25 protein-coding genes are annotated in these 22,326 nt (G+C 72.6%); 10 read left to right on the forward strand and 15 right to left on the reverse strand.

The annotated features are described in order from the left end of the window. Positions 1–22: 22 nt before the first annotated feature. Together ACSU6M_RS02910 and ACSU6M_RS02915 are read right to left on the reverse strand one after the other, a co-directional pair. Entirely contained in the window at positions 23–823 is an 801-nt protein-coding gene (locus ACSU6M_RS02910; RefSeq protein ID WP_437066734.1) for a VOC family protein, read from the reverse strand. A gap of 115 nt (positions 824–938) precedes the next feature. Then, entirely contained in the window at positions 939–2,138 is a 1,200-nt protein-coding gene (locus ACSU6M_RS02915) for an esterase-like activity of phytase family protein (RefSeq protein WP_437066735.1), read from the reverse strand. 156 nt (positions 2,139–2,294) lie between these two features. Here ACSU6M_RS02915 and ACSU6M_RS02920 point away from each other — a divergent pair, with 156 nt between their 5' ends. Beyond that, entirely contained in the window at positions 2,295–3,200 is a 906-nt protein-coding gene (locus ACSU6M_RS02920; RefSeq protein ID WP_437066736.1) for an SGNH/GDSL hydrolase family protein, read from the forward strand. A gap of 10 nt (positions 3,201–3,210) precedes the next feature. On the opposite strand, the gene ACSU6M_RS02925 is transcribed toward ACSU6M_RS02920, so the two are convergent. After that, positions 3,211–3,693 carry a VOC family protein gene (locus tag ACSU6M_RS02925; protein ID WP_437066738.1) on the reverse strand — a complete coding sequence of 161 codons (483 nt, stop codon included), beginning with the start codon at positions 3,691–3,693 and terminating at the stop codon, positions 3,211–3,213. A 171-nt stretch (positions 3,694–3,864) separates the two neighbouring features. On the opposite strand from ACSU6M_RS02925, the gene ACSU6M_RS02930 reads away from it, so the two are divergent. Together ACSU6M_RS02930 and ACSU6M_RS02935 are read left to right on the forward strand one after the other, a co-directional pair. Then, a complete protein-coding gene (locus ACSU6M_RS02930) occupies positions 3,865–4,503 on the forward strand; it encodes an ATP-dependent Clp protease proteolytic subunit (protein WP_437066740.1) in 639 nt (212 codons plus the stop codon). Between the two features lies 1 nt (position 4,504). After that, positions 4,505–5,107, forward strand: coding sequence for a ClpP family protease (locus ACSU6M_RS02935; RefSeq protein ID WP_437066742.1), 603 nt, complete (start codon positions 4,505–4,507; stop codon positions 5,105–5,107). Between the two features lie 19 nt (positions 5,108–5,126). On the opposite strand, the gene ACSU6M_RS02940 is transcribed toward ACSU6M_RS02935, so the two are convergent. The 3 genes from ACSU6M_RS02940 to ACSU6M_RS02950 all read right to left on the reverse strand — a co-directional run bounded on the left by ACSU6M_RS02940 (position 5,127) and on the right by ACSU6M_RS02950 (position 7,577). Next, on the reverse strand, positions 5,127–5,564 hold the full coding sequence (locus tag ACSU6M_RS02940; protein ID WP_437066744.1) for a helix-turn-helix domain-containing protein: 438 nt from the start codon (positions 5,562–5,564) through the stop codon (positions 5,127–5,129). 196 nt (positions 5,565–5,760) lie between these two features. After that, positions 5,761–6,231, reverse strand: coding sequence for an ATP-binding protein (locus tag ACSU6M_RS02945; protein WP_437066746.1), 471 nt, complete (start codon positions 6,229–6,231; stop codon positions 5,761–5,763). A gap of 119 nt (positions 6,232–6,350) precedes the next feature. Continuing rightward, positions 6,351–7,577 carry a DUF6777 domain-containing protein gene (locus ACSU6M_RS02950; RefSeq protein WP_437066748.1) on the reverse strand — a complete coding sequence of 409 codons (1,227 nt, stop codon included), beginning with the start codon at positions 7,575–7,577 and terminating at the stop codon, positions 6,351–6,353. Between the two features lie 222 nt (positions 7,578–7,799). Between ACSU6M_RS02950 and ACSU6M_RS02955 the strand changes: the two genes are divergently transcribed. Then, entirely contained in the window at positions 7,800–9,083 is a 1,284-nt protein-coding gene (locus ACSU6M_RS02955) for a streptophobe family protein (RefSeq protein WP_437066750.1), read from the forward strand. Positions 9,084–9,102: 19 nt separating this feature from the next. Here the strand turns inward: ACSU6M_RS02955 and ACSU6M_RS02960 are convergent, their stop codons facing one another. The 5 genes from ACSU6M_RS02960 to ACSU6M_RS02980 form a co-directional block, all read right to left on the reverse strand. After that, positions 9,103–9,504, reverse strand: coding sequence for an SgcJ/EcaC family oxidoreductase (locus ACSU6M_RS02960; RefSeq protein ID WP_437066751.1), 402 nt, complete (start codon positions 9,502–9,504; stop codon positions 9,103–9,105). A gap of 69 nt (positions 9,505–9,573) precedes the next feature. Continuing rightward, positions 9,574–10,572: a serine/threonine-protein kinase gene (locus ACSU6M_RS02965; protein WP_437066753.1), complete on the reverse strand. Its 999-nt coding sequence runs from the start codon at positions 10,570–10,572 to the stop codon at positions 9,574–9,576. Then, a complete protein-coding gene (locus ACSU6M_RS02970) occupies positions 10,562–11,104 on the reverse strand; it encodes a hypothetical protein (RefSeq protein ID WP_437066755.1) in 543 nt (180 codons plus the stop codon). Before ACSU6M_RS02970 ends, ACSU6M_RS02965 begins: the two co-directional genes overlap by 11 nt. Before the next feature lie 6 nt (positions 11,105–11,110). Continuing rightward, on the reverse strand, positions 11,111–13,459 hold the full coding sequence (locus ACSU6M_RS02975; protein ID WP_437066756.1) for an FHA domain-containing protein: 2,349 nt from the start codon (positions 13,457–13,459) through the stop codon (positions 11,111–11,113). Positions 13,460–13,544: 85 nt separating this feature from the next. Next, on the reverse strand, positions 13,545–13,955 hold the full coding sequence (locus ACSU6M_RS02980; protein ID WP_437066758.1) for a hypothetical protein: 411 nt from the start codon (positions 13,953–13,955) through the stop codon (positions 13,545–13,547). A 307-nt stretch (positions 13,956–14,262) separates the two neighbouring features. Between ACSU6M_RS02980 and ACSU6M_RS02985 the strand changes: the two genes are divergently transcribed. Continuing rightward, the gene (locus ACSU6M_RS02985; RefSeq protein ID WP_437066760.1) at positions 14,263–14,646 is read left to right on the forward strand and encodes a nuclear transport factor 2 family protein; all 384 of its coding nucleotides are present in this window, start codon (positions 14,263–14,265) and stop codon (positions 14,644–14,646) included. 102 nt (positions 14,647–14,748) lie between these two features. Beyond that, positions 14,749–15,036, forward strand: a complete 288-nt coding sequence (locus tag ACSU6M_RS02990; protein ID WP_437066762.1) for a DUF1905 domain-containing protein — start codon at positions 14,749–14,751, stop codon at positions 15,034–15,036. On the opposite strand, the gene mgrA is transcribed toward ACSU6M_RS02990, so the two are convergent. After that, on the reverse strand, positions 15,026–16,018 hold the full coding sequence (mgrA, locus tag ACSU6M_RS02995) for an L-glyceraldehyde 3-phosphate reductase (RefSeq protein ID WP_437066764.1): 993 nt from the start codon (positions 16,016–16,018) through the stop codon (positions 15,026–15,028). The two genes, ACSU6M_RS02990 and mgrA, sit on opposite strands and share 11 nt — an antisense overlap. A gap of 120 nt (positions 16,019–16,138) precedes the next feature. Between mgrA and ACSU6M_RS03000 the strand changes: the two genes are divergently transcribed. Together ACSU6M_RS03000 and ACSU6M_RS03005 are read left to right on the forward strand one after the other, a co-directional pair. Beyond that, positions 16,139–17,032 carry a LysR family transcriptional regulator gene (locus tag ACSU6M_RS03000; protein ID WP_437066766.1) on the forward strand — a complete coding sequence of 298 codons (894 nt, stop codon included), beginning with the start codon at positions 16,139–16,141 and terminating at the stop codon, positions 17,030–17,032. 17 nt (positions 17,033–17,049) lie between these two features. Beyond that, complete coding sequence (locus tag ACSU6M_RS03005) at positions 17,050–17,550, forward strand: mycothiol transferase (protein WP_437066767.1); 501 nt, start codon at positions 17,050–17,052, stop codon at positions 17,548–17,550. A 10-nt stretch (positions 17,551–17,560) separates the two neighbouring features. On the opposite strand, the gene ACSU6M_RS03010 is transcribed toward ACSU6M_RS03005, so the two are convergent. Both ACSU6M_RS03010 and ACSU6M_RS03015 read right to left on the reverse strand, forming a co-directional pair. Then, the gene (locus ACSU6M_RS03010) at positions 17,561–18,625 is read right to left on the reverse strand and encodes an adenosine deaminase (RefSeq protein WP_437066769.1); all 1,065 of its coding nucleotides are present in this window, start codon (positions 18,623–18,625) and stop codon (positions 17,561–17,563) included. 49 nt (positions 18,626–18,674) lie between these two features. Continuing rightward, complete coding sequence (locus ACSU6M_RS03015) at positions 18,675–19,070, reverse strand: VOC family protein (protein WP_437066771.1); 396 nt, start codon at positions 19,068–19,070, stop codon at positions 18,675–18,677. 768 nt (positions 19,071–19,838) lie between these two features. Between ACSU6M_RS03015 and ACSU6M_RS03020 the strand changes: the two genes are divergently transcribed. Together ACSU6M_RS03020 and sph are read left to right on the forward strand one after the other, a co-directional pair. Next, a complete protein-coding gene (locus ACSU6M_RS03020) occupies positions 19,839–20,297 on the forward strand; it encodes a pyridoxamine 5'-phosphate oxidase family protein (RefSeq protein WP_437066772.1) in 459 nt (152 codons plus the stop codon). Positions 20,298–20,411: 114 nt separating this feature from the next. After that, complete coding sequence (gene sph, locus ACSU6M_RS03025) at positions 20,412–21,401, forward strand: sphingomyelin phosphodiesterase (protein ID WP_437066774.1); 990 nt, start codon at positions 20,412–20,414, stop codon at positions 21,399–21,401. On the opposite strand, the gene ACSU6M_RS03030 is transcribed toward sph, so the two are convergent. Continuing rightward, positions 21,374–22,297, reverse strand: coding sequence for an aldo/keto reductase (locus ACSU6M_RS03030; RefSeq protein ID WP_437066776.1), 924 nt, complete (start codon positions 22,295–22,297; stop codon positions 21,374–21,376). The two genes, sph and ACSU6M_RS03030, sit on opposite strands and share 28 nt — an antisense overlap. Positions 22,298–22,326 lie beyond the last annotated feature (29 nt).

Here is a 22,326-nt window from a genome sequence, read left to right on the forward strand (position 1 = left end):
CCGAGGACCCTCCGGCCGCCCCTCAGGTGACGTCGGTCATCCGCGGCATCTCGCCCTCGGTCCTGGTCATGTCGATCACCGAGAAGTTCGCGCCCTGCGGATCGCTGAGCGCGGCGAACCGGCCGAAGGGCGTGTCCATCGGGCCGAAGCGCAGCGCGCCACCCCGCTTCGTGGCCTTGGCGACGGCGTCGTCGCAGTCCGGGACGTTGAAGTAGACGTTGATGTACGCCGGGACCTCGGGCGGGAACTCCTCGGTCATCTTCATCCGCCCCAGGGCCGGGCGCTCCCCGAGGTTGTACACCCGGAAGTCCATCGTGTCGTCCTGCATCTGCTGGACGCCGTAGCCGAAGACACCGGGGAAGAAGGCGTCCGACTTCTCCGGCTCACGGGTGAAGACCTCCGCCCAGCAGAAGGCGCCGGACTGCTCGGGCGGGGCCTCGAAGCCGCCGTGCACGCCGGGCTGCCAGACGCCGAAGACGACCCCGCTCGGGTCGCGGCCGAGGACCATGGTGCCGAAGTCACCGACCTGCATCGGCTCCATCAGGACCTCGCCGCCCTGCTCCCGGATCTTTTGCGCCGTCGCGTCGGCGTCCGGGGAGGCGAGGTACAGGCACCACTGCGAGGTGCCCTCCTGGCCGGGCATCGGCGGCACCACGGCGGCGACCGCCTTGCCGCCGGCGTAGGCCTGGGTGTAGTTGCCGTACTCCGACGACGCCTCGCCGAAGGTCCAGCCGAGGACGTCACCGTAGAAGCTCTTGGCCCCCTCCAGATCGGTGAACATCGCGTCCACCCAGCAGGGGGTTCCCTCAGGTAGTGCGGCCATGATCGGCCCTCTCGGATCGGGGACGTGTCCGATTCCACACGCTAACCACCCTGCCGCCCGCCCGCGCGCCGAGCGCGGTCGGGCGGGCGGCACGGGGGCGCCGGGCCGGCCGCGACTAGCGCAGGGCCCGCGGGTCGGCGTGCAGGGCCCGCGACAGGCGCAGGGTGATGAACTCGTTGTCGTCGGCCTTGCCGGGCGTACGGCCGGAGGAGAAGGGGAAGTTGTTGTCGTTCAGGACGGCCAGGGTGCGGTCGTCGAGGAGGACGACGTCCTCGATGGTGGTGAAGGGGAAGCGGAAGGTCTCCCCGAAGCCGCCGACACCCTTCGGGTTGGCGATGTCCAGCAGGTCGGCCACCAGCGTCTTGTCCAGGAGGCCGTCATCGTCGCGGTCGCGGGTGTCGGCGAGGTAGATCCGCTTGAACTTCGCCGCGTCGCCCTGGCCGCCGTCGCGCTCGATGACGAGGAAGCGGTGCCGGTCGACGGCGATCGCGTCACCGATGGCGTGCGCCGGGGACTGCAGACGGTAGGTGAACCGCTTGCCGGTGTACGCGCCACGCCGTAGGTCGAACTCGCTGAAGCGCAGGTCACCGGGCGTGTCCCCGGTGACCGTGCCCTCCAGCAGCGGGTACAGGCGCCGACCGTCGACCGACCGCACCAAGCCCTCGAAGCCCTTGCTGGAGCCGAGGGTGGCCTGCTCGCCGGTGCGCACGGCGCTCTCGGGCGCGCGCACCCCCTCCAGCGGGACCGGCGCCTGCAGCAGCCGGCCGTCGGCGGAGAAGTGCAGCAGGTACGGGCCGAACTCGTCGCCCATCCAGTACGTGCCGTCGGCGACCCGCACGATCGACTCCACGTCGAAGTCGGCGCCGGTGAGGCGGCGGTCGGCTCGGGTGAGCGGGAACGGCACATGCCGGTCGGGGTCGCTCAGTCCGAAGCCGCCGAGGACCCGCAGCGCGCCCGTCGCGGTGTCGGGGGCGACGCGGTGCACGCGCAGCAGGAAGTCGGCGCTGTTGGCCTGGTTGCCGTAGCCGTTGTCGGACAGCACGTCGAAGGTGCCGTCGTGCCGGTTCACGATGCCGCTGAAGCCCTGCACCGGCTGGCCGGGGAAGGGCGCGGCGACGCCGTTGAACGGGCCGGTGCCGAGGTGGGCGCCGGACGGCTCGCTGTCCGGGACGAACGTCTCGGCCGGGAGGGAGGCGAACCCGGTCAGGGTGGCCCGGCCGAAGTCCCCTTCGTGGGGGCTGTTTCCGGCCGTGGCGGGCGAGGCCAGCGCCAGGGTCAGCACCGTGGCGCCGAGCAGCAGGGAAGGTCGTCTCATGCCGCGCACCGTAGGGACAGCGTATGACGGGCGGGCCAACTCCGGGCGACCGTAGCGCGCACGGGTGCGGATCGAGTGGCCGACGGACGGCTTCCGCCGGGGGCGGGGGTGTGCTTGCCTGGGGAACCCTTTCGGTGCCGGGGCGGGAGTGGCCGTATGCGCAGACCGTGGGTCGTGGGAGCACTGCTGGCCGGTGCTCTGCTGCTCTCGGGCTGCGGTGACCCGCGGTCCGGGGGCGGCACGGCGGCCGACCTGCCCGCGACGACCCGTCAGCGGGCCGCGCCCTCCCCGCAGACGTCCCCTCGCACGCCGCCCGCGGACCCGCCGGCCGTGCTGTACCTCGGCGACTCGCTGGCCATGGAGAACCAGCAGGTCGTCGGTCGGGAACTGCGCCGCGCCCTGCGCGCCCCCTACACCAGCGCCCCGTACTCGGGCACCACGCTGTGCGACTACCTGGAGGGCACCGGCAAGCGCTCCCTGGTGCCGGACGCGGACAAGGCGGCGGCACTGGTGCGCCGGCTGCGGCCGGACGTGGTGGTGCTGCAGTTCTGGGGGAACGCCTGGGGCTACACACCGTGCATGGACGGCATCACCTACGACGGCTCACCCGAGCGGTACCTGGAGCGGTACACCGCCGACGCCCGGCGGCTGACCGACCAGATCGCCGCGGCGGGCGGGCAGCGCCGGCCGCGGATCGTGTGGGTGCTCCAGGGCCCGGACCCGATCACCCCGGAGCGGGTGCGGCGGGTCAACCGTGTGTACGAGGAGCTGGCGGCGGCCTCCGACGACGCCGTCGCGGACGCCGGCCGGGCGGTCAGCCCCGCCTCCGGCCGCTACACCTGGACCCAGCACCTGCCCTGCACGGCCTACGAGCGCGCGCACCCGGAGTACTGCACGGACCCCGGCCGGGGCCGCACCGCCCTGCATCGCGACGACGACTATCTGCACTTCTGTCTGGCCCCCACGACGTCCACGCCGAAGCCGTGTCCGGTGCGCTCCCCCGGCATCCTGCGGATCGCCCGGGAGATCACCCGTGCGGTCGCGGAGCGCACCGGAGGCTGACGGCCGGCGGTCACCCCCCGGCGTACGCCTTCTCCAGGGCGGCGATGTCGAGCTTGCCCATGGAAAGCATCGCCTCGGTGGTCCGCCTGGCCCTCTCCGGGTCCGGGTCGCTCATCATCCCGGCCAGCCGGTCGGGGATGACCTGCCAGGACACCCCGTACCTGTCCTTGAGCCAGCCGCAGGGGCCGGGCACGCCGCCGTTCTCGGTGAGCCGGGTCCAGTAGTGGTCGATCTCCTCCTGGTCGGAGCAGAAGATCTGGAAGGAGATCGCCTCGTTGAACGTGAACTGCGGGCCGCCGTTGAGCGCGCAGAACCGGTGCCCGTTGGCGGTGAACTCCACGGTCAGCACCCCTCCGGCGGGACGCGGGGCGCCTTCCGGGTAGTGGGAGACGCGCTGGATGCCGGAGTTCTTGAAGATCGAGACGTAGTAGTGGGCGGCTTCCTCGGCCTGGTCGTCGAACCACAGGCACGTGGTGAATCCGTCGGCGGTCATGGCGTCCTCCTGGGGGTGCGGATCCCGGTCGGCAGTAAGGACCGGGGCGGGCCGGCGAACTCATCGCTCTGCCCTCGGCAGATCTGCCGCGGGCAGAGAAACCGCCGGTGGGCGGGGTGCAAGGGCAACAGTGGGGTGGACGGCATCCGACGTGTCCGACGAGGAGGACCGATGACCCCATCCCGCATGCTCACCCCGCGGGCCGAGGAGGGCGAGACCGCGCCCACCCGGTACGACGACCATCTGGCGGCCCAGCTGCTCGGGCAGCGGATCGTGCTGCTGGGCACCCAGGTCGACGAGGTCTCCGCCAACCGGGTCTGCGCCCAGCTGCTGATCCTCTCGGCGGAGGACCCGCACACCGACATCAGCCTGTTCATCAACAGCCCCGGCGGCTCGGTCCACGCGGGTCTGGCCATCTACGACACGATGCGGCTGATCCCCAACGACGTGTCCACGCTCGCCATGGGCTTCGCGGCCAGCATGGGCCAGTTCCTGCTCAGCGTGGGCACGCCCGGCAAGCGGTACGCGCTGCCCAACGCGCGGATCATGATGCACCAGCCGTCCGCGGGCATCGGGGGCACCACCGCGGACATCGAGATCCAGGCGGACAACCTGGAGTTCACCAAGCGGACCATCGAGCGCATCACCGCGGAGCACACCGGGCAGAGCCCGGAGACGATCTCTCGGGACGGGGACCGCGACCGCTGGTTCACGGCCGAGCAGGCCAGGGAGTACGGGATGGTGGACCGGATCGTGGAGTCCTTCGCCGATGTGCGGCCGGTCTCGACGAAGCGACGGATGGGGCTGTGACATGGGGACCTACACGATTCCGAACGTCATCGAGCGCACCCCGCAGGGCGAGCGGTCCTTCGACGTGTTCAGCCGGCTGCTCAACGAGCGGATCATCTTCATCGGCACCGAGATCGACGACGGCGTCGCCAACGTCGTCATCGCGCAACTCCTCCATCTGGAGTCGTCGGCGCCGGAGCAGGAGATCGCGGTCTACATCAACTCGCCCGGCGGCTCGTTCACTTCGCTGATGGCGATCTACGACACCATGACCTATGTGCGGGCGCCGATCACGACCTGCTGCGTCGGGCAGGCGGCGTCCACGGCGGCGGTGCTGCTGGCCGGCGGGGATCCGGGGCGGCGGTTCGTGCTGGAGCACGCGCGGGTGCTGCTGGGCCAGCCGGCCTCGGGCGGCCGGCAGGGCACGGTGTCCGATCTCGCGCTGCAGGCCAAGGAGATGGTCCGCATCCGCTCCCAGGTGGAGGAGGTGCTGGCCCGGCACACCCACCACGATGTGGCCACCCTGCGCGCGGACATGGACCGCGACAAGGTGTTCACGGCCGAGGAGGCGGTGGCCTACGGGCTGGCCGACGAGGTGCTGAGCCGGCGCCCCGTGTCGGTCTGAGGCGCCGGCGGCGCGGGCGTCAGGCGGCCAGGCACAGTCCGTTGCGGGAGGACGGGGCTGTCGCGCCGCGGCCGGCGGCCGGGTGGCGGCTCGTCAGGCGTACGAGTTCGCCCTGGGCCCGCGCCAGCAGGTCGCCGAGGCCCAGGCCGAGGGCGCGGGCGGCGGCCGCGAGGACCTCGGAGGACGCCTCCTTGCGGCCGCGCTCCACCTCCGACAGATACGGCATGGAGATCCGGGCGGCGTCGGCGACGTCCTTGAGCGTGCGCTCCTGCGCGAGGCGCTCGCGGCGCAGGACGTCGCCGATCAGGTCCCGCCAGAGCGGTTCGTCCGGCTGCGGGCCCTTGCGGGGCGGCCCCGAGGGACGGGCGGCGGGCGCGGCGGGGCGGGCGGACGTCGGGCGGGCGGTCCCCGGTCGCAGGGGGATCACTCGGGCTTCGTTCGGCGCTTGATCGGTCACTCTCCCAGCCTAGGAGCGCGGCCCGGCGGGGGAAGGGGGCGCGGGCGCATTCCGCCACGGGTGGAATACGGAAGCCCGACCTCCGCGACTCGGGCGGGGGGCTTCCCCCCGGTGGCTTGGCGGAGGGCCGGTCTTGTGGCTCGGGCGGAAGGACGGCTGTCCCCGCCGTCCAGGCGGAGGGCCGCGGCTCGGAGGGCTAGCCTCCGCCGTTGCGGTCCTCGGCCAGGCCCACCACGGCCCGCACCCGCTTGCCGACGGGGACGCGTTCGGCGGTGACACGGGCCGACAGGGCGTGCACGATCTCCAGGCCGTGCCGTCCGATGCGCTCGGGGTCACGGGGGTAGCGCAGGGGCAGCGCGGCGCTGCTGTCGTACACGCACACCGCGACCTCGTCGTCGGTGCCCTCCAGCTCCAGGATGTAGGGGCCGTTGCTGTGCCGGTCGGCGTTGGTGACGAGCTCGCTCACCACGAGGAGCACGGCGCCCTCGGCCCGCTCGTCGATGCGGGCGCACCACTCGGTCCGCAGCCGCTCCAGGAAGCGGGCCGCGAAGGACCGCGCCTCGGCGATGCACCCCGGTTCACCGGTGTAGTGCGCCGCCCGCCGCAAGGGCTCGACGGGCACGTCGAAGCCAGTCGGCATCACTGTGTCGTCCCGGTGCTCGATCATCCGTTTCTCTTCCCCGCGGCCGGCCTGGCCGGACACTGCTGCACTGATGCTCGTACCCAGTGAGCGGCGCGGCAGTCCCCGGTCGTCGTTCGAGCCTTCGAGGAGCCCTGGGGCGCGGATCAGGAGGCCGGCTGGTCCGGTGTGGTGTTCGTGTCCGGGGCGTCGGTCGGATCGGAGGCGGGCGGCCCCTCGGGTGAGGAGACGTCCGGGGACACCGGCTCGGGCGGCGGCGGGGCGGGCTCGGAGGTGGTGGGCTCGGAGGTGGTGGTCTCCGGCTGTGTGGGAGGCGACGAGGACGGGGTCGCGGAGGTCGGCGGGCAGGGGGTCACACCGGGGCTGCGGGCCTCGCCCGGGGCGGTGGTGGAGACGCAGGGGGTGGGGGTGTCCTCGCCGGGCGAGGAGGGCGTGGTCGGGGTGGACACGCTCGCCGAGGGGGTCGCGTGGTCGACCGGCGGGTGCGTCTTGGTGTCCTTGTGGCCGGTGTCGCCCTTGTGGCGGTGGATCCACTCGTCGTGCTCGGGGTCGTAGATCACGAAGACCTTGATCACGACGGGTGCCGGGTTGACCACGACGACGTTCGAGGCGCGGTACGACGGCCAGGAGTCGCCGGTGCGCTTGGGGGTGCCCTCCTGGGCGACGGGCGGGGTCAGCGGGTTGCCGCAGGCGCAGCGCACCCGCGGCACACCGCGGTCGTCGACCAGGACGGCGGTGCCGGCCTGCAGGACGGCCTGGTAGCCGGTGGCGGCGCCGTCGCGGTAGCTGTGGTTGGTGACGCGGGTGTCCACGCGCAGCTGCACGGGGGTCAGCGAGCGCAGATAGCCGGGGACGCCGGAGGGGGAGACGCCGGCGACGGAGGCGAAGGCCCGGTTCTTGGCGGCGTCGGCCTGGAGGAACCGCACCTGCTTCTCCACGTCGCAGGCGGCGACCTTGCGGGTGCCGCCGTAGAGGCCGGGCGCGCCGCCGTCGACGCCGCGCACGGTGCCCGCGGGGGCCGACTCGGTGGTCGGGGAGGGGGTGACCGGGGGTGCGGAGCTGTCGGTGGCGCTGGAGGCGGTGAAGGGGTCGGGACCGGACTTGCCGGCCGCCTGGAGGAAGACCTCGCCGCCACCGCCGGAGCCGCCGCCGGGGCGGTTCAGGACGAGCGCCAGGGCCACGGCGACCACCACGACACCGGCCAGCAGCGCGACCCGGGGCACGGACCGCCACCAGGGGTGGTGGGGTTCCGGTGGTACGCCGCTCGCGCCGGACGGCTGGGAGGGCGGGCCCGAGGGCGGCTGGCCGGGGCCCGACAGCGGACCCGAGGGCGGGCCGGTGGGGCGGCCTGATGACGGCGGTTCGACGCTCACGAGCTCTTCTTCCCGACGGCGATCTCTCACCCCATCGCCATCTTGTACCGCTTTATGGCCTGTTGTTATCAATTGTGTGCGCCGGTCCCAGGGCGCCCGCAAGCCGACGGACGTCCCGCCGGACCGTCGGCCGACGCGGACGGGAGCCCGCTCCGGCCCCCGGCGAACGCGGACGGACCTCTCGGCGGGCGCGGGCGGCGCGGGCTGCTTAGCGTGGCAAGGGTGAGCGCACGGCAGAGCCCGCAGAGCCCGCAGAGCCCCTCCGACCGGGCGGTCGCCCGCCACGGCTGGGTGCAGGCCGGTGCCGCGGTGCTGGCCGCGGCACTCGCCATGGGCGTCACCGCCGTCCTCGGGCTGTGGGCGGCCGGCGCCGCCGATCTGCCCGACGGCGCCTTCCCGCGGGTGGCCGCGGCGACCGTCGTCACGGCCGTCGGCGGCACCGTCGAGCTGTCCGGGAACGCCGGCGGGCTGGCCGAGTCCTCCGCCGGGCTGACCGTGGTCCCGCTGTCGGTCGGTCTGGTCGGTGCCCTGGTGCTCGCCGCGGGCTTCCTGCGGCCGCTGCGGAACCGGGCGGTGGCCGGGGTGTCCGAGCTCGGCGGCTGGGCCGCACGGGTGGCCGCGCTGTGGCTCGTCGTGCTGCTGTGTCTGTCCTTCGCCGCCCGGCAGACCTTCAGGATCCGGCTCGGCGAGGGCGAGCTCGCCGACCTCGGCGACGTGTTCGGCGTCTCGCCCGAGGTGGGGTTCGAGACGGCTCTGGCACCGACGCTGTTCTTCGGACTGCTGTGGCTGGCCGGGGTGCTGGTCCTGGCGCTGCTGGTCTCCAGCCGGGCGCCGCTGCCGGGGCGGCTGCTGCGCTTCCAGACGTCGGTGCGCCCGGCCGCGTACGCCATGGTCCTGCTGCTGCTGGCGTACGTCGTGCTCGGCGTCGCCATCGGCCTGGTGGTGGCCGTGACCCGCGGCCGTCCGGCGGAGACGTTCGCCGTGATCCTGCTCGGTCTGCCGAACCTGGTGTGGCTGTGTCTGACCGTCGGACTCGGCGCCACCTGGGACGGCCGCGTGGACGGACCCTTCGGGCTGCCGATGCCCCATGTGCTGGACCAGGTGCTGCGCGGCAAGGAGAGCGCCGAGCTCAACCTGTCCTCGCTCGCCGAGTACGACGGGCGGGTGTGGTGGCTGGTGGTCGTGGACGCCGTGCTGCTGCTGGCGGCCGCGTTCGTGATGGCCGCCCGCTCCCCCGCCCGTGTGCGCGCCTGGCAGCACGCGGTGCATCTGGCCGTCGCGCTGGCGCTGACCGTCCTTGTGATCTGCCTGCTCGGCCGGATCACCGCGCACTACGGCCTGTCGGTCCTCGGCATCGGCGACCTCGGCGGCGACCTGGGCGGCGAGCTGTTCCTGCGCCCCCAGCTGTGGTCCGCCCTGGGCCTCGCCCTGCTGTGGGGCCTGGTCATGGGCTTCCTGGGGGCTCTGCTGGCCCACCGGGTGAGCAGGCGCGGGCGGGTGGGCTAGGGGGCCGCGTGCGCCCCTCCTAGTCGGTCTTCACCTGGGTGTTCTGGCAGGCGTGCAGCAGCCACCGGCCGTCGTCCTGCTTGGTCATCACATACAGCGGGGCGCCCTCCGAGACGCCGTCCGCGGAGTGGTATGCCTGGCGGACCTTGACGGCCGCCACGTCGGGGCGCAGGAACTGGATGTGGACCGCCTCGTAGGTGACCTCGCCGTCCCAGGTCGCGGCGGGCAGGACGGCGCGGGTGAACTCGGCGATGGCGTCGAGGCCGATGAGGACCTTGCCGTGGGCGGTGGTCCACAGCGCCTCGGGGTGGAAGAGCGCGAGGAAGCCCTCGGGGTCCTTGGCGCGCTGGGTGCGCTCGACGGTGGCCACGACCTCTTCGATGGCCTTGATGTCTGCGGTCTCGGTGTCCATGGAGATCATTCTGGGACCTCGACCGAACTTGAGGTCAAGGCATCCGGGAAAGCAAGATCCGGCGTTCCGGTTGCCCGCTCAGCGCGGGCTCCGGCTCCGGAAGACGGGCGTCGCCCACAGCGGGGGCTGGGCGGGCCGCCGCACCGGCGACGGCGCCGTCTTCAGGTCGACGACCTGCGTCGGCGGATGGGCGCCCTGCGCGGCGACGGCCGCGGCGCGCAGGGCGGCGACGAAGTCGAGGCAGGAGTCGTGGCGGTCGTCGGGGCTCTTGGCCAGGGCCTTGGCGAAGACGGGGTCCACGGGCAGCGGCAGTCCGGGGCGGATCTCGGTGGGCGGGGGCGGGTCGTCGTACTGGTGCGCCCACAGCAGGGCCATGTCGTCGTCACGGCGGAACGGCGGGCGGCCGGTGAGCATCTCGTAGACCACGCACGCGAAGCCGTAGACGTCGCAGCGGCCGTCGACGGGGCGCCCGGAGATCTGCTCGGGTGCCACGTAGTCCAGGGTGCCGACGAACTGGCCGACCGTGGTGAAGCCGGTGAGCGACAGGGACTTCTTGGTCAGCCCGAAGTCGGTGAGGTAGACGTGCTCGGGGTGGTCGCTGTCGGTGCCGCGCGAGACGAGGATGTTGCCGGGCTTCACGTCCCGGTGGACCAGTCCGTGCTCATGGGCCGCGTCGAGCGCGGAGGCCACCTGGGAGGCGATGCGCAGGGCGGTCGGCAGCTGCAGCGAGCCCTGGCGGTCCAGCAGGTGCCGCAGATCGCTGCCGGAGACGAAGCGCATCGCGATGTAGAGGACTCCGTCGGTCTCGCCGGCCTCGAACACCGGCACGATGTGCGGGTGGTCGATGGCGGCGGCCACCCGTGACTCATGGGTGAAGCGTTTGCGGAAGGTGTCGTTGCGGGCCAGTTCGGGGGCCAGCAGCTTCAGCGCGACCGCGCGGTCGAGCCGCAGGTCACGGGCCCGGTAGACGACGGCCATGCCGCCGCGGCCGATCTCCTCCTCGATGCGGTAGCCGGCGACCGTGCGGCCGATCAGCTCGGACGGGCGCCCGGAGAACAGGCTGGTGTCACGGGCCATCGGGCGTCACGACCTGGGTGGGGGCGTGGCCGACGTCCCGCGGCTCGGCCCGCGGGCCCTCGTCGGTGGCGTACGTGCTCTGGTGCACCCCTTCGCCGTACACCCACCGCCCCTGCTCGCCGTCGTACAGCCACACCGACTCCCCGTCCACCACGACCCCGAGCCGCATCCCCCGGGTGCGGGCGGCGAAGGTCTCGCGGTCCAGCGATCCGGTGGCCAGTTCCTCGACGGCGGCCCGGTAGCGGGCGAGGGTCTGCTCGGCGACGGCGAGCAGCGGCCGCGGGTCGGCGGTGGCGTCGGGCGGCCCGGTGAGCGGCGGGTTCTGGGGTACGGCGATCAGAAGGCGGCCGTCGACCCAGGCGGACCAGCCGTTGGAGCACAGGACGTGGCCCCAGTCGCCGCGCCGCTCCAGGAGCTGGACGGGCAGCAGGGCGTCCAGGGGAACGGTGGGGCGGCCGGGGTCGGGGGCCTGCCAGGCGGGCATGCCGTCGCCCGGGACGACGTGCGTGGGCCGGAAACCGGGGGTCGTCATCGGCGCCTACTTCCGCATCACGACGGGTTCCTGCCGGCGCAGCAGCCGGGAGACGACGTAGCCGAACAGCGCGGACAGCACCAGCAGCATGCCGATGTTCAGCAGCCACACCCCGGCCGAGTGGCGGAACAGCGGGTCGGAGGTGAGGTCGCCGGGCACGATCCGGGCCAGTCCGATGGTGCCGGCCATGGCGCCCAGGGCCCAGCGGGAGGGCACCAGCCAGGACAGCTGCTCCAGTCCGGGGACGCCGTCCAGCTTCAACAGGGCGCCGCAGAACACCACCTGGACGATGGCGAGCAGGACCAGCAGCGGCATCGTCACCTCCTCCTTGCGCACCAGCGCGGAGACCACCAGGCCGAGCATCATCGCGGTGAACGCCAGCAGGGCGACGGCGACGGTGATCTCGACCAGCGGTGGCAGCAGCACGCCCTCGCCGCCGGGTGCGTTCAGGTCGACGCCCAGCAGCGCGACCAGGGTGAGCACGACGGCCTGGAGGATCGTGATCGTGCCGAGGACGATCACCTTGGACATCAGATACGCCGATCTGGACAGGCCGACGGCTCTCTCCCGCCGGTAGATCACCCGCTCCTTGACCAGTTCGCGCACGGCGTTGGCGGCGCCGGTCAGGACGCCGCCGACGCACAGGATGAGCAGCGCGTTCATGGCGGAGTCACGGGTCAGTTCGCCGCCGGCGAGGGCGCGGGCCATGGCGCCCATCACGAACGGCAGCGCGATCATGATGGCGAGGAAGGTGCGGTCCGCGCCGAGCGCGGCCGCGTAGCGGCGTACCAGGGTGCGCAGTTGGGCGCCCCAGCTGCGCGGTCTGGGCGGCGGCGCGATGATGACCGGTCCCTGGCGGGGCACGCGGGGCTGGGCGGTGGCGTCGGCGACATAGCGGCGGTACTGGGACGAGGCCAGGTAGGCGCTCGCCCAGTCGCGGTCCTGGTCGCGCTCGAAGGACTCGAACGCCTCGGGCCACTCGGCGTGCCCGAAGAAGGCCAGGGCCTCCTCGGGGGGACCGTAGTAGGCGACGCGGCCGCCGGGGGCGAGCACCAGCAGGCGGTCGCAGACGTCGAGGCTGAGGACGCTGTGGGTGACGACGATGACGGTCCGGCCGTCGTCGGCGAGGCCGCGCAGCATGTGCATCACGGAGCGGTCCATGCCGGGGTCGAGTCCGGAGGTCGGCTCGTCGAGGAAGAGCAGCGACGGCTTGGTCAGCAGCTCCAGAGCGACGCTGACCCGCTTGCGCTGGCCGCCGGAGAGGCTGTGCACGGGCTGGGTGGCGCGCTGCTCCAGGCCGAGTTCGCGGATCACCTCGCCCACCCGGGCCCGGCGCTCGGACCTGGCGGTGTCCTGCGGGAAGCGCAGCTCGGCGGCGTAGCCGAGGGCGTCGCGGACGGTGAGCTGGGGGTGCAGGATGTCGTCCTGCGGGACCAGTCCGATGCGCTGGCGCAGCTCGGCGTAGTCGCGGTAGAGGTCGCGGCCGTCGTAGAGGACGGTGCCGTGGTCGGCGGGGCGCTGGCCGGTGAGGGCGTGGAGCAGGGTCGACTTCCCGGCGCCGCTCGGGCCGACCACGGCCAGCAGGCACTTCTCCCCCACCGGGAAGGACACGTGGTCCAGGAGGGTCTTGCGGCCGCGGTCCACGGCGACGGTGAGGTCCTGGACGTCGAGGGAGACCTCGCCGGTGTCGACGTACTCCTGGAGCTCGTCGCCGACCAGGCAGAACGCGGAGTGTCCGATGCCGATGACGTCGCCGGGGCCGACGGGGGCGGTGGTGACGGGCCGGCCGTTGAGGTAGGTGCCGTTGTGGCTGCCGGCGTCGGCGATCTCGTAGCCGCCGTCGGGCAGGGCGCGCAGTTCGGCGTGGTGGCGGGAGACGACCAGGTCGTCGAGGACGAGGTCGTTGTCGTCGGCGCGGCCGATGCGCACGGTGCGGGTGGGCAGCGGGCGGACGCTGGTGGGCTGCCGGAAGGTGCCGGTGGCGGCGGGGGCGGCGACCGCGGCGATGGTGGAGGGGCGTTCGGGGGCGGGCGGGGTGCGGCCGACGACGACGGCGCGGGGGCCGTCGGAGGGGCTGCCGAAGCGGATCTCGGTGCCGGGGGCGACGTCCCACTCCTGGATGCGCCGGCCGTCGGCCCAGGTGCCGTTCGTGCTGTGCTCGTCCTCGATCGTCCAGTGGTCGCCGGCCGGGTGAAGCACCGCGTGGTGCCAGGAGACACGGGCGTCGTCGATGACGATGTCGCACAGCGGGTCACGGCCCACGTGGTAGTCACGGCCCGGACTCATCACCGTGGAGCCCCAGTCGGTCTCCAGCACGAGTTCCGGCGCCGTCGACGCGAACGACCGCTCCGTCATGCCAGAATTCTACCGATACGCCCCGATATGCGCCCGATCGGGCGACAGCATGATCACCGCCGCCGATCCCGCCCTCGGGACAGCCTCAGGCGACGGGCGCGGCCAGCAGCGGGCCGGTGCGCTGCATGCGCAGGGCGTCGACGGACTCGGCCAGCAGCTCGTACTCGGTGGTGTCGTCGTTGGCGGCGATGCGCACCAGCCGCCCGGCGGCCAACTCGTCGGCGCACAGCTCCTGCTGGTCGGGGTCGGCACACCAGGAGCGCAGCAGGCCGGGGACGTCCGGCACCGTGTCCGCCACCGGGACCAGCGCGCTGGACGGGAAGTGCTCGGCCTCGGGGTCGGGGTCCAGCCGCTCGGCGATCCAGGAGGCCCGGTCGCGCAGCCACCACAGGGCCAGTGCCAGGGTGGGCGCCCGGTAGGTGCCGAGCGGGACCCCGATGCGCCGGCCGTCGCAGGTGCCGTACGCGGTGACATGGCACAGGAATTCGTCGTGCACGATCCACTCCCCCGTAAGCGTCGATCGCTTGCCGTCGGGCCTCGCTCTCGTGCGGCTCAGGGCGGTGAACTGCCCTCTGACGTCGAGTATCTTCACTCTTGAACCACTGTCACCACGTCTTTCCAGCCAGTCTCTTGGCATATTCACGGTGCCGCTTGGCCGAAAGGCGACGGGGTGCGGGAACGCCGCATTACCCCAGGGGTAATCGACCGTCCGAGGCGGTGCGGGCAGGCTGTTCATCACGGAGCACCGGTCACCGGAATCCGGGTCCTGACCAGCCATGACAACCTCAGCGGAGGAATTTCCCATGTCGCAGAACTCCGGCCGCCACACCGACGCCGTCACCCGCTACTTCGCCGCCTGGAATGCCACCGACGGCGATGCTCTGGCCAAGGCCGTCGCCGCCGCGTGGACCGAGGACGGCAGCTACACCGACCCGCTCGCGGACGTGCGCGGCCACGACGGGATAGCGGCCGTGATCGGCGCGGCGCACGAGCGTTTCCCGGGCTTCGCCTTCCGGCTCGTCGGGGAGGTCGACGGGCATCACGACACCGCCAGGTTCTCGTGGGAGCTGGTCAGCGGGTCGGACGGCTCGGCGCCCGTCGCGGGCTTCGATGTGATCAACCTCGACGCCGACGGGCGGATCAAGGCGGTCCACGGATTCCTGGACCGGGTTCCCGACGGGATCTGAAACCCCGGAATCACGATGTCCGATGAGTTCCTCCGCCCGCGACGGTCTCTTCTCCGAGTGACGTCACCGGACGTTCCCGGACCACCGCCGGCGGAGGACACCATGGAATCGGCACCGGAAGTGATCGCGGAATTCACCGCGGAGCTGCGCAAGAGCCCCGAGAAAGGCGGCTGGACCTATGTCGTCTGGCCGGAGTCCGTCGCCTTCTTCGAAACCCGCGGACTGGTCAAGGTCCGCGGGACGGTCGACGGACACCCCTTCCGGAGCTCTTTCATGGCGCTCGGCGACGGCACCCACAAACTTCCCGTGAACGCCGAGACGCGCAAGGCCATCGGGAAGCAGGCGGGCGACACCGTCACCGTTCAGCTGCTGGAACGGCTCACGGGCTGACCACGGCGTCGATCCGGGCGAGCTCCTCGGCGTCGAAGTCGAGGTTGCCGACGGCGGCCACGCTGTCCTCGATCTGCCGGGCGCTGCTCGCCCCGACCAGCGCGGAGGTCACCCGGCCGCCGCGCAGCACCCAGGCGAGCGCGAGCTGGGCCAGGGTCTGGCCGCGGGTCTTGGCGATGTCGTTCAGCTCCCGCAGCCGCGCCACCAGGTCCTCGGTGACCTCCTCCCGCTTCAGGAAGGGGCTGTCGCTGGCGGCCCGCGAGTCCTCGGGGATCCCGTCCAGATAGCGGCCGGTGAGCAGGCCCTGCTCCAGCGGGGAGTAGGCGATGGAGCCGACCTGGAGCTCGTCGAGCGCGTCCAGCAGGCCCTCCTCCTCCGGACGCCGGTCCAGCATGGAGTAGCGCGGCTGGTGGATCAGCAGCGGGGTGCCCAGCTCGGCCAGGATCCGGGCGGCCTCGCGCGTCTGTTCGGCGGAGTAGTTGGAGACGCCGACGTAGAGCGCCTTGCCCTGCTGGACCGCCGAGTGCAGGGCGCCCATCGTCTCCTCCAGCGGAGTCTCCGGGTCGAAGCGGTGCGAGTAGAAGACGTCGACGTAGTCCAGGCCGAGCCGCTTCAGGCTCTGGTCCAGCGAGGACAGCAGGTACTTGCGCGAGCCCCACTCCCCGTAGGGGCCGGGCCACATCAGATAGCCGGCCTTGGTGGAGATGACCAGCTCGTCGCGGTAGGGCGCGAAGTCCGCCTTCAGGAACTCGCCGAGCGCGGACTCGGCGGCGCCGGGCGGCGGGCCGTAGTTGTTGGCCAGGTCGAAGTGGGTGACGCCGAGGTCGAAGGCGCGGCGCAGGATGGCGCGCTGGGTCTCGACGGGTCGGTCCGGTCCGAAGTTGTGCCACAGGCCCAGCGACAGCGCGGGCAGCTTCAGGCCGCTGCGTCCGGTGCGCCGGTAGGGCATGTCGGCGTAACGGTCGGGGTGTGCGGTGTACAACGCGACTCCATGACATGAGGGGTGGAAAGCCGTGCTCGGACCGTACCCACTCTTCCCTGACCTGCGGGCATGCGTCCAACAGAAGAATCCGATGGGATTGAGCGGATAAGCTGCTCAATCATGGAACTGCGCCATCTCCAGCATTTCGTCGCGGTCGCCGAGGACCAGCATTTCACCCGGGCCGCCGAACGGCTCATGGTGTCCCAGTCCGGCCTGTCCGCCTCCATCCGGGCCCTGGAGCGGGAGCTGCGGGCCCCGCTGTTCGTACGGACCACCCGGCGGGTGACGCTGACGGAGGCCGGGCGGGCGCTGCTGGGCGAGGCACAGCGGATCCTGGCGCAGGTGCGGGCCGCGCACGAGGCGGTGGCGGCCGTGCAGGGCGTGCTGCGCGGCACCCTGGCGCTGGGGACCGAGCAGTGCATCGCCGGGGTGCACGCGGCACGGCTGCTGGCCGCGTTCCGTGGGCGGCACCCGGACGTGGAGATCCGGCTGCGCCAGTCCGGTTCCCTGACGCTGGCCGAGGAGGTCGCCGCCGGGCGGCTGGACCTGGCCTTCGCGTACCGCACGGGCGCCGACTGCGACCAGCTGCGCCCGGTGTCGCTGGCGGGCGAGCCGATGACCCTGCTGTGCCATCCGGAGCACCCGCTGGCCACGGCCGGTGCGGAGCTGTCACCGCACGACCTCGCCGGGGAGGTGTTCGTCGACTTCCACCCGGACTGGGGCCCGCGCCGGGCCACGGACGCCGCCTTCGCCGCGGCGGGCGTGCGCCGCACGGTCGCCCTGGAGGTGAACGACGTGCACAGCCTGCTGGACCTGGTGGACGAGAACCTCGGGGTCGCCGCGGTGCCCCGGCACTTCCGGCACAAGCGCGAGTCCCTGACCGCCGTACCGCTGAAGGACACCGAGGAGCTGGTCTACGAGACCGTCGCCCTGCTGCCGCCGCCGCAGGCCACCAGTCCGGCGGCCCGAGCGCTGATGGAGCTGCTGGAAGCTGGGGCGCACGACGTCGATTGATGCGCCATGGTGGACCCATGCATGCCAAGGACATCCTCATCGACGGATACGGCCGCATCCAGGAAGAGGTCCACGCCGCCGTGGACGGCCTCGGCGCCGACGAGCTCAACGCCCGCCCGTCGGCCGACGCCAACTCCATCGCCTGGCTGGTCTGGCATCTCACCCGGGTGCAGGACGACCACATGGCGGACGCCTTCGGCCGGGACCAGGTGTGGCTGGCCCAGGACTGGAGCAAGAAGTTCGCCCTCGGGCTGCCGGCCCACGACACCGGGTACGGCCACAGCTCCGCCGAGGTCGCCAAGGTGCGGGTGGCGTCGGCGGAGCTGCTGACCGGGTACTACGACGCCGTGCACACGCAGACGCTGGAGTGTCTGCGCTCGCTGGCCGCCAAAGACCTGGAGCGGATCGTGGACGAGAACTGGGATCCGCCGGTCACCCTGGGCGTACGGCTGGTGAGCGTCCTGTCCGACGACCTTCAGCACGTCGGACAGGCCGCCTACGTACGAGGGCTCCTCTAGAGCCGCTGTCTCAGAGGGCGTAGCCCGGCAGGACGACGTCCTCGATGAGGGCCTTGCGCTCGTCGAACGGGATGAAGGCGCTCTTGAGCGCGTTCACGGTGACCGTGCGCAGGTCCTCCAGGCCCCAGCCCGCCTGCTCGACCAGCAGGGACATCTCGCGGGTCATGGTCGTGCCGGACACCAGACGGTTGTCGGTGTTCAGGGTGACGCGGAAGCCGAGGTCCTTCAGGGCGGTGATGGGGTGCTCGGCGATGGAGGTGGCGGCGCCGGTCTGGAGGTTGGAGGTGGGGCACATCTCCAGCGCGATACGGCGGTCGCGGACCCAGCCGGCGAGGCGGCCGAGCTTGCCGTCGACGATGTCGTCGGTGATGCGCACGCCGTGGCCGAGGCGCTGGGCGCCGCAGATCTGCACGGCCTGGTGGATGCTGGACAGGCCGTCGGCCTCGCCGGCGTGGATGGTGAACGGCACGTTCTCGCGGCGCAGGTGCTCGAAGGCGGCCAGGTGGTCGGCGGCCGGGAAGCCCGCCTCGGCACCGGCGATGTCGAAGCCGACGACGCCCGCGTCCCGGAAGGCGACGGCCAGGTCGGCGGCCTCGCGCACCCGGTCGAACATCCGCATGCCGCACAGCAGGGTGCCCACCCGCACCGGCGTCCCGGCGGCCGCGGCCTTCGCCATGCCGGCCGCCAGACCCTCCTGGACGGTCTCGACGACCTCGGCGAGGGTCAGCCCGCCCTTGGTGTTCAGCTCGGGGGCGTAGCGCACCTCGCCGTAGACGACGCCGTCCGCGGCCAGGTCCAGGACGTACTCCTCGGCGGTGCGCAGCAGGCCCTCGCGGGTCTGCATCACGGCGAGGGTGTGCTCGAAGGTGGCGATGTAGCGGACCAGGTCCCCGGAGTTGGCGGCCTCGAAGTACCAGGCGGCCAGCTCGTCGGGGTCGGTGGTCGGCAGGGTGTGGCCGACCTCGGCGGCGAGCTCGACGACGGTGGCGGGGCGCAGGCCGCCGTCGAGGTGGTCGTGCAGGACGGCCTTGGGGAGGCGGCGGATCACATCGGCGTCTACGCGCGTAGCGTTCATGGCTGGGGCTTCCTCGATCATGCGGGTGGTGCGGGGGTACGGAGGTAGGTCAGTCGCCGGCGGGCTGGAGCAGGTCCCAGCGGTTGCCGTACAGGTCCTGGAAGACGGCCACCGTGCCGTAGGGCTCGTGGCGGGGCTCCTCCAGGAAGGTCACGCCGGCCGCGAGCATCCGGGCGTGGTCACCGGCGAAGTCGTCGGTGTGCAGGAAGAACCCGACACGGCCGCCGGTCTGGTCGCCGACGCGGGCGCTCTGCTCCTCCCCCTTGGCTCGGGCCAGCAGCAGCCCCGTGCCGGAGGCGCCGACGCCGGGCTCGACGACGACCCAGCGGGAGCCGTCCCCTCGGGGGGCGTCCTCCACGAGCCGGAATCCGAGGGCCTCGGTGTAGAAGCGGACGGCCTCGTCGTAGTCGTCGACGACGAGGGTGACCAGGGCGAGGCGCTTCATCGGAGCCTTTCGGGGTGGGGCCGGTGGCTGGTTGACGGATGAGGTTATACGTAAAACGTAACGGACGCCAGTCCCTTCGTGCGGGGGCTGTGACGGAGCTCGCGGGAGGGGCCCCTGCGTCGGTGACCGGAGATCCCGGCCGTCCTGCCGGGGCACCTGGGTCGCGGGCTCCCGAGGCGCCCCGGTCGGACCCAGGCGCAGGTCGGCGGACCGAGGGGCAGGGCGGGGTCGCGTCACCCGCCCCCGGAGGCGGTGGGCCGCGCGGCGTCCGCGGCGGGCTCGGCGCGTGCCGGGCGGACGCCCGCGTACGGGTGGCCCTTGGGCGTTCGACTGCCGGGCGGACGTCCGCGTACTGGTGCCCCTCGGGCGTTCGACTGCCGGGCGGACGCCCGCGTACTGGTGTCCCTCGGGCGTTCGAACCGGTGCGCCGCGTGACCCCTGCGGGAGCGTGTCCGGGCGTCGCAGGGCCGGGGGCGCCCCTGGGGAAGCGGCTCGGCGGGCGGGACCTAGGTCGGAGGCCCGAGGGCCGGGGTCGGGCAGCATGGGGCGGAGGGCCGAGGTCCGGGGTCGGGCGGCCTGGGGCGGAGGGCCGAGGTCCGGGGTCGGGCGGCCTGGGGCGGAGGGCCGAGGTCCGGGGTCGGGCAGCCTGGGGCGGAGGGCCGAGGTCCGGGGTCCGGCGGCCTCGGGCGCAGGGCCGAGGCGCCAGGTCGGCCGTCCTGGTTCCGACGCCCGAGGCGCTGGGGCGGGCAGGGGGCTAGCGTCGCCGGCATGAAGATCACCGACGCTCCGCGTGACATCGCGGCCCGCAGGCAGGACGTCCTTCACCGGCTGGAACGGGAGACCGACGTCTGGGTGGCCTCGGCCGGCGCCGACGGGGTGCCGTGCCTGGTGCCGCTGTGGTTCGCCTGGGACGGCACCGACGTGTGGCTCGCCACCCGCCCCGGCAATCCGACGGGACGCAATCTGGAGGCGGGCGGCCGGACCCGGCTGGCCCTCGCCGACACGCAGGACGTCGTGCTGATCGACGGCTCGGTGAGGATCTACGGAGCGGCGGACGTGCCCGCGGCCGCGGCGGAGGCGTTCGCCGCGAAGCACGGCTGGGATCCGCGCGGGGAGCGTGCCGCGTATGCCTTCTTCCGGGTGCGGCCGGTCGCGGTGCAGTCCTGGCACGGGGTGCGCGAGCTGCCGGGGCGGCACCTCATGCGGGACGGGGTCTGGCTCGGATGAACGCGCGGTGTACGTCTGGGCGCCATCCTTTTACCGCACGGTAGTTACCTGGGAGTAATCCCTGGTGGTTTGATGTCGGCGCCACTCAACCCCCTTACACCACAGGGAGATCCAGTGCCGCACTCCGCACTGCGCCGTACCCGTGGCGCAGCCGTGCTCGCGCTCGCCCTCGCCGCCGCCTCTCTCGCGGGGACGACGCCCACCGCGTCGGCCGCCGCGCAGCAGACGCCGCCGCTGAGGGTCCTGACGTACAACGTCTTCCTCTTCAGCAAGAGCCTGTACCCCAACTGGGGCCAGGACCACCGGGCCGCGGAGATCGCCAAGGCGCCCTTCGTCAGCGGCAACGACGTCCTGGTGCTCCAGGAGATGTTCGACAACTCCTCCTCGGACGCCCTGAAGCGGGCCGTCGCGGACCGCTACCCGTACCAGACGCCGGTGGTCGGCCGCAGCAAGGACGGCTGGGACGCGACCGGCGGGGCCTACTCGTCGACCACACCGGAGGACGGCGGCGTCGTCATAGCCAGCAAGTGGCCCATCCTGCGCAAGGAGCAGTACGTCTTCAAGGACGCCTGTGGAGCCGACTGGTGGTCCAACAAGGGCTTCGCCTACGTCGTCCTGGACGTGAACGGCAGCCGGGTGCACGTCCTCGGCACGCACGCGCAGTCCACCGATCCGGGCTGCGATCCGGGCGAGGCGGCCGCGATGCGCAGCCGGCAGTTCAGGGCGATCGACGCGTTCCTGGACGCGAAGAACATCCCGGCGGGCGAACAGGTGCTGGTGGCGGGCGACTTCAACGTCGACTCGCGCACGGCGGAGTACGCCTCCATGCTCGCCGACGGCGGCCTGGTGGGCACCGACGCGCGCACCGGCCACCCGTACTCCTTCGACACCCAGGAGAACTCCATCGCCCGCGACCGCTACCCGGACGACCCGCGCGAGGACCTGGACCACGTCCTGCACCGCGCGGGCCACGCCCGTCCGGCGGTCTGGAAGAACGACGTCGTCAAGGAGCAGAGCGCTCCCTGGACGGTCTCCAGCTGGGGTACGTCCTACACGTACACCAACCTCTCCGACCACTACCCGGTGACCGGTTCCGCGGGCTGAGCGCCACGCGGGGAGTCCAGCCGCTGCACCTCCTGCGCCGTGAGGTGCAGCGCGCCGGCCGCCACGTTCTCGGCCAGGTGGTCCGGGTCGCCGGTGCCGGGGATGGCGAGCACGTGCGGGCCCCGGCCGAGGGTCCAGGCCAGCCGGATCTGGGCCGGGCTCGCCCCGTGGGCGGCGGCGATCTCGCGAACGGCCGTGTCGTGGGCGGTGGTCGCGCCCTGGGGGCCGGCGTCGCCCGCGATGGCGTAGAACGGCACGAAGGCGATGCCCTGTTCGCCGCAGATCCGCAGCAACTCGTCGGTGCGCGGGTCGCGGTGGTCGAGCGCGTACCGGTTCTGCACGCTCACCACCGGAGCGATCGCCCGTGCCTCGGCCAGGTGCCGGGGTTCGACGTCGGACAGGCCGAGGTGGCGGATCAGCCCGGCGGTGCGCAACTCGGCCAGTGCGCCGAAGTGATCGGCCACCGACTCCTGCCGCATCCGGCGCAGATAGACCAGGTCCAGATGGTCCCGGCCGAGCTGGCGCAGGTTCTCCTCGACGTGTCCGCGCAGGTCCTCGGGACGGGCCGAGGTGCCCCACTCCCCCGACCAGTCCCGGAAGGGCCCGACCTTGGTGGCGATCAGGAGGTCGTCCGGGTACGGCGAGAGCGCGCTGTTGATCAGCTCGTTGGCCGAGCGCAGCCGGGAGAAGTAGAAGGCCGCCGTGTCGATGTGGTTCACGCCGAGCTCGACGGCCTTGCGCAGCACGGTGATCGCGCGGTCGCGGTCGCTGGGCGTGCCGTGGTGGAAGGCGGCGCTGCCCGTCAGCCGCATCGCGCCGAAGCCGATGCGGTGGACGGTACGGTCGCCGAGGGTCCAGGTGCCCGCGGCCGCTGCGGTGATCGTCTTCGGGTCCATCGACGGAGTCTCCCACGGGGTGCGGGCGC

The sequence above is a fragment of the Streptomyces sp. enrichment culture genome (genome assembly GCF_964272895.1).
Taxonomy (GTDB): Bacteria; Actinomycetota; Actinomycetes; order Streptomycetales; family Streptomycetaceae; genus Streptomyces.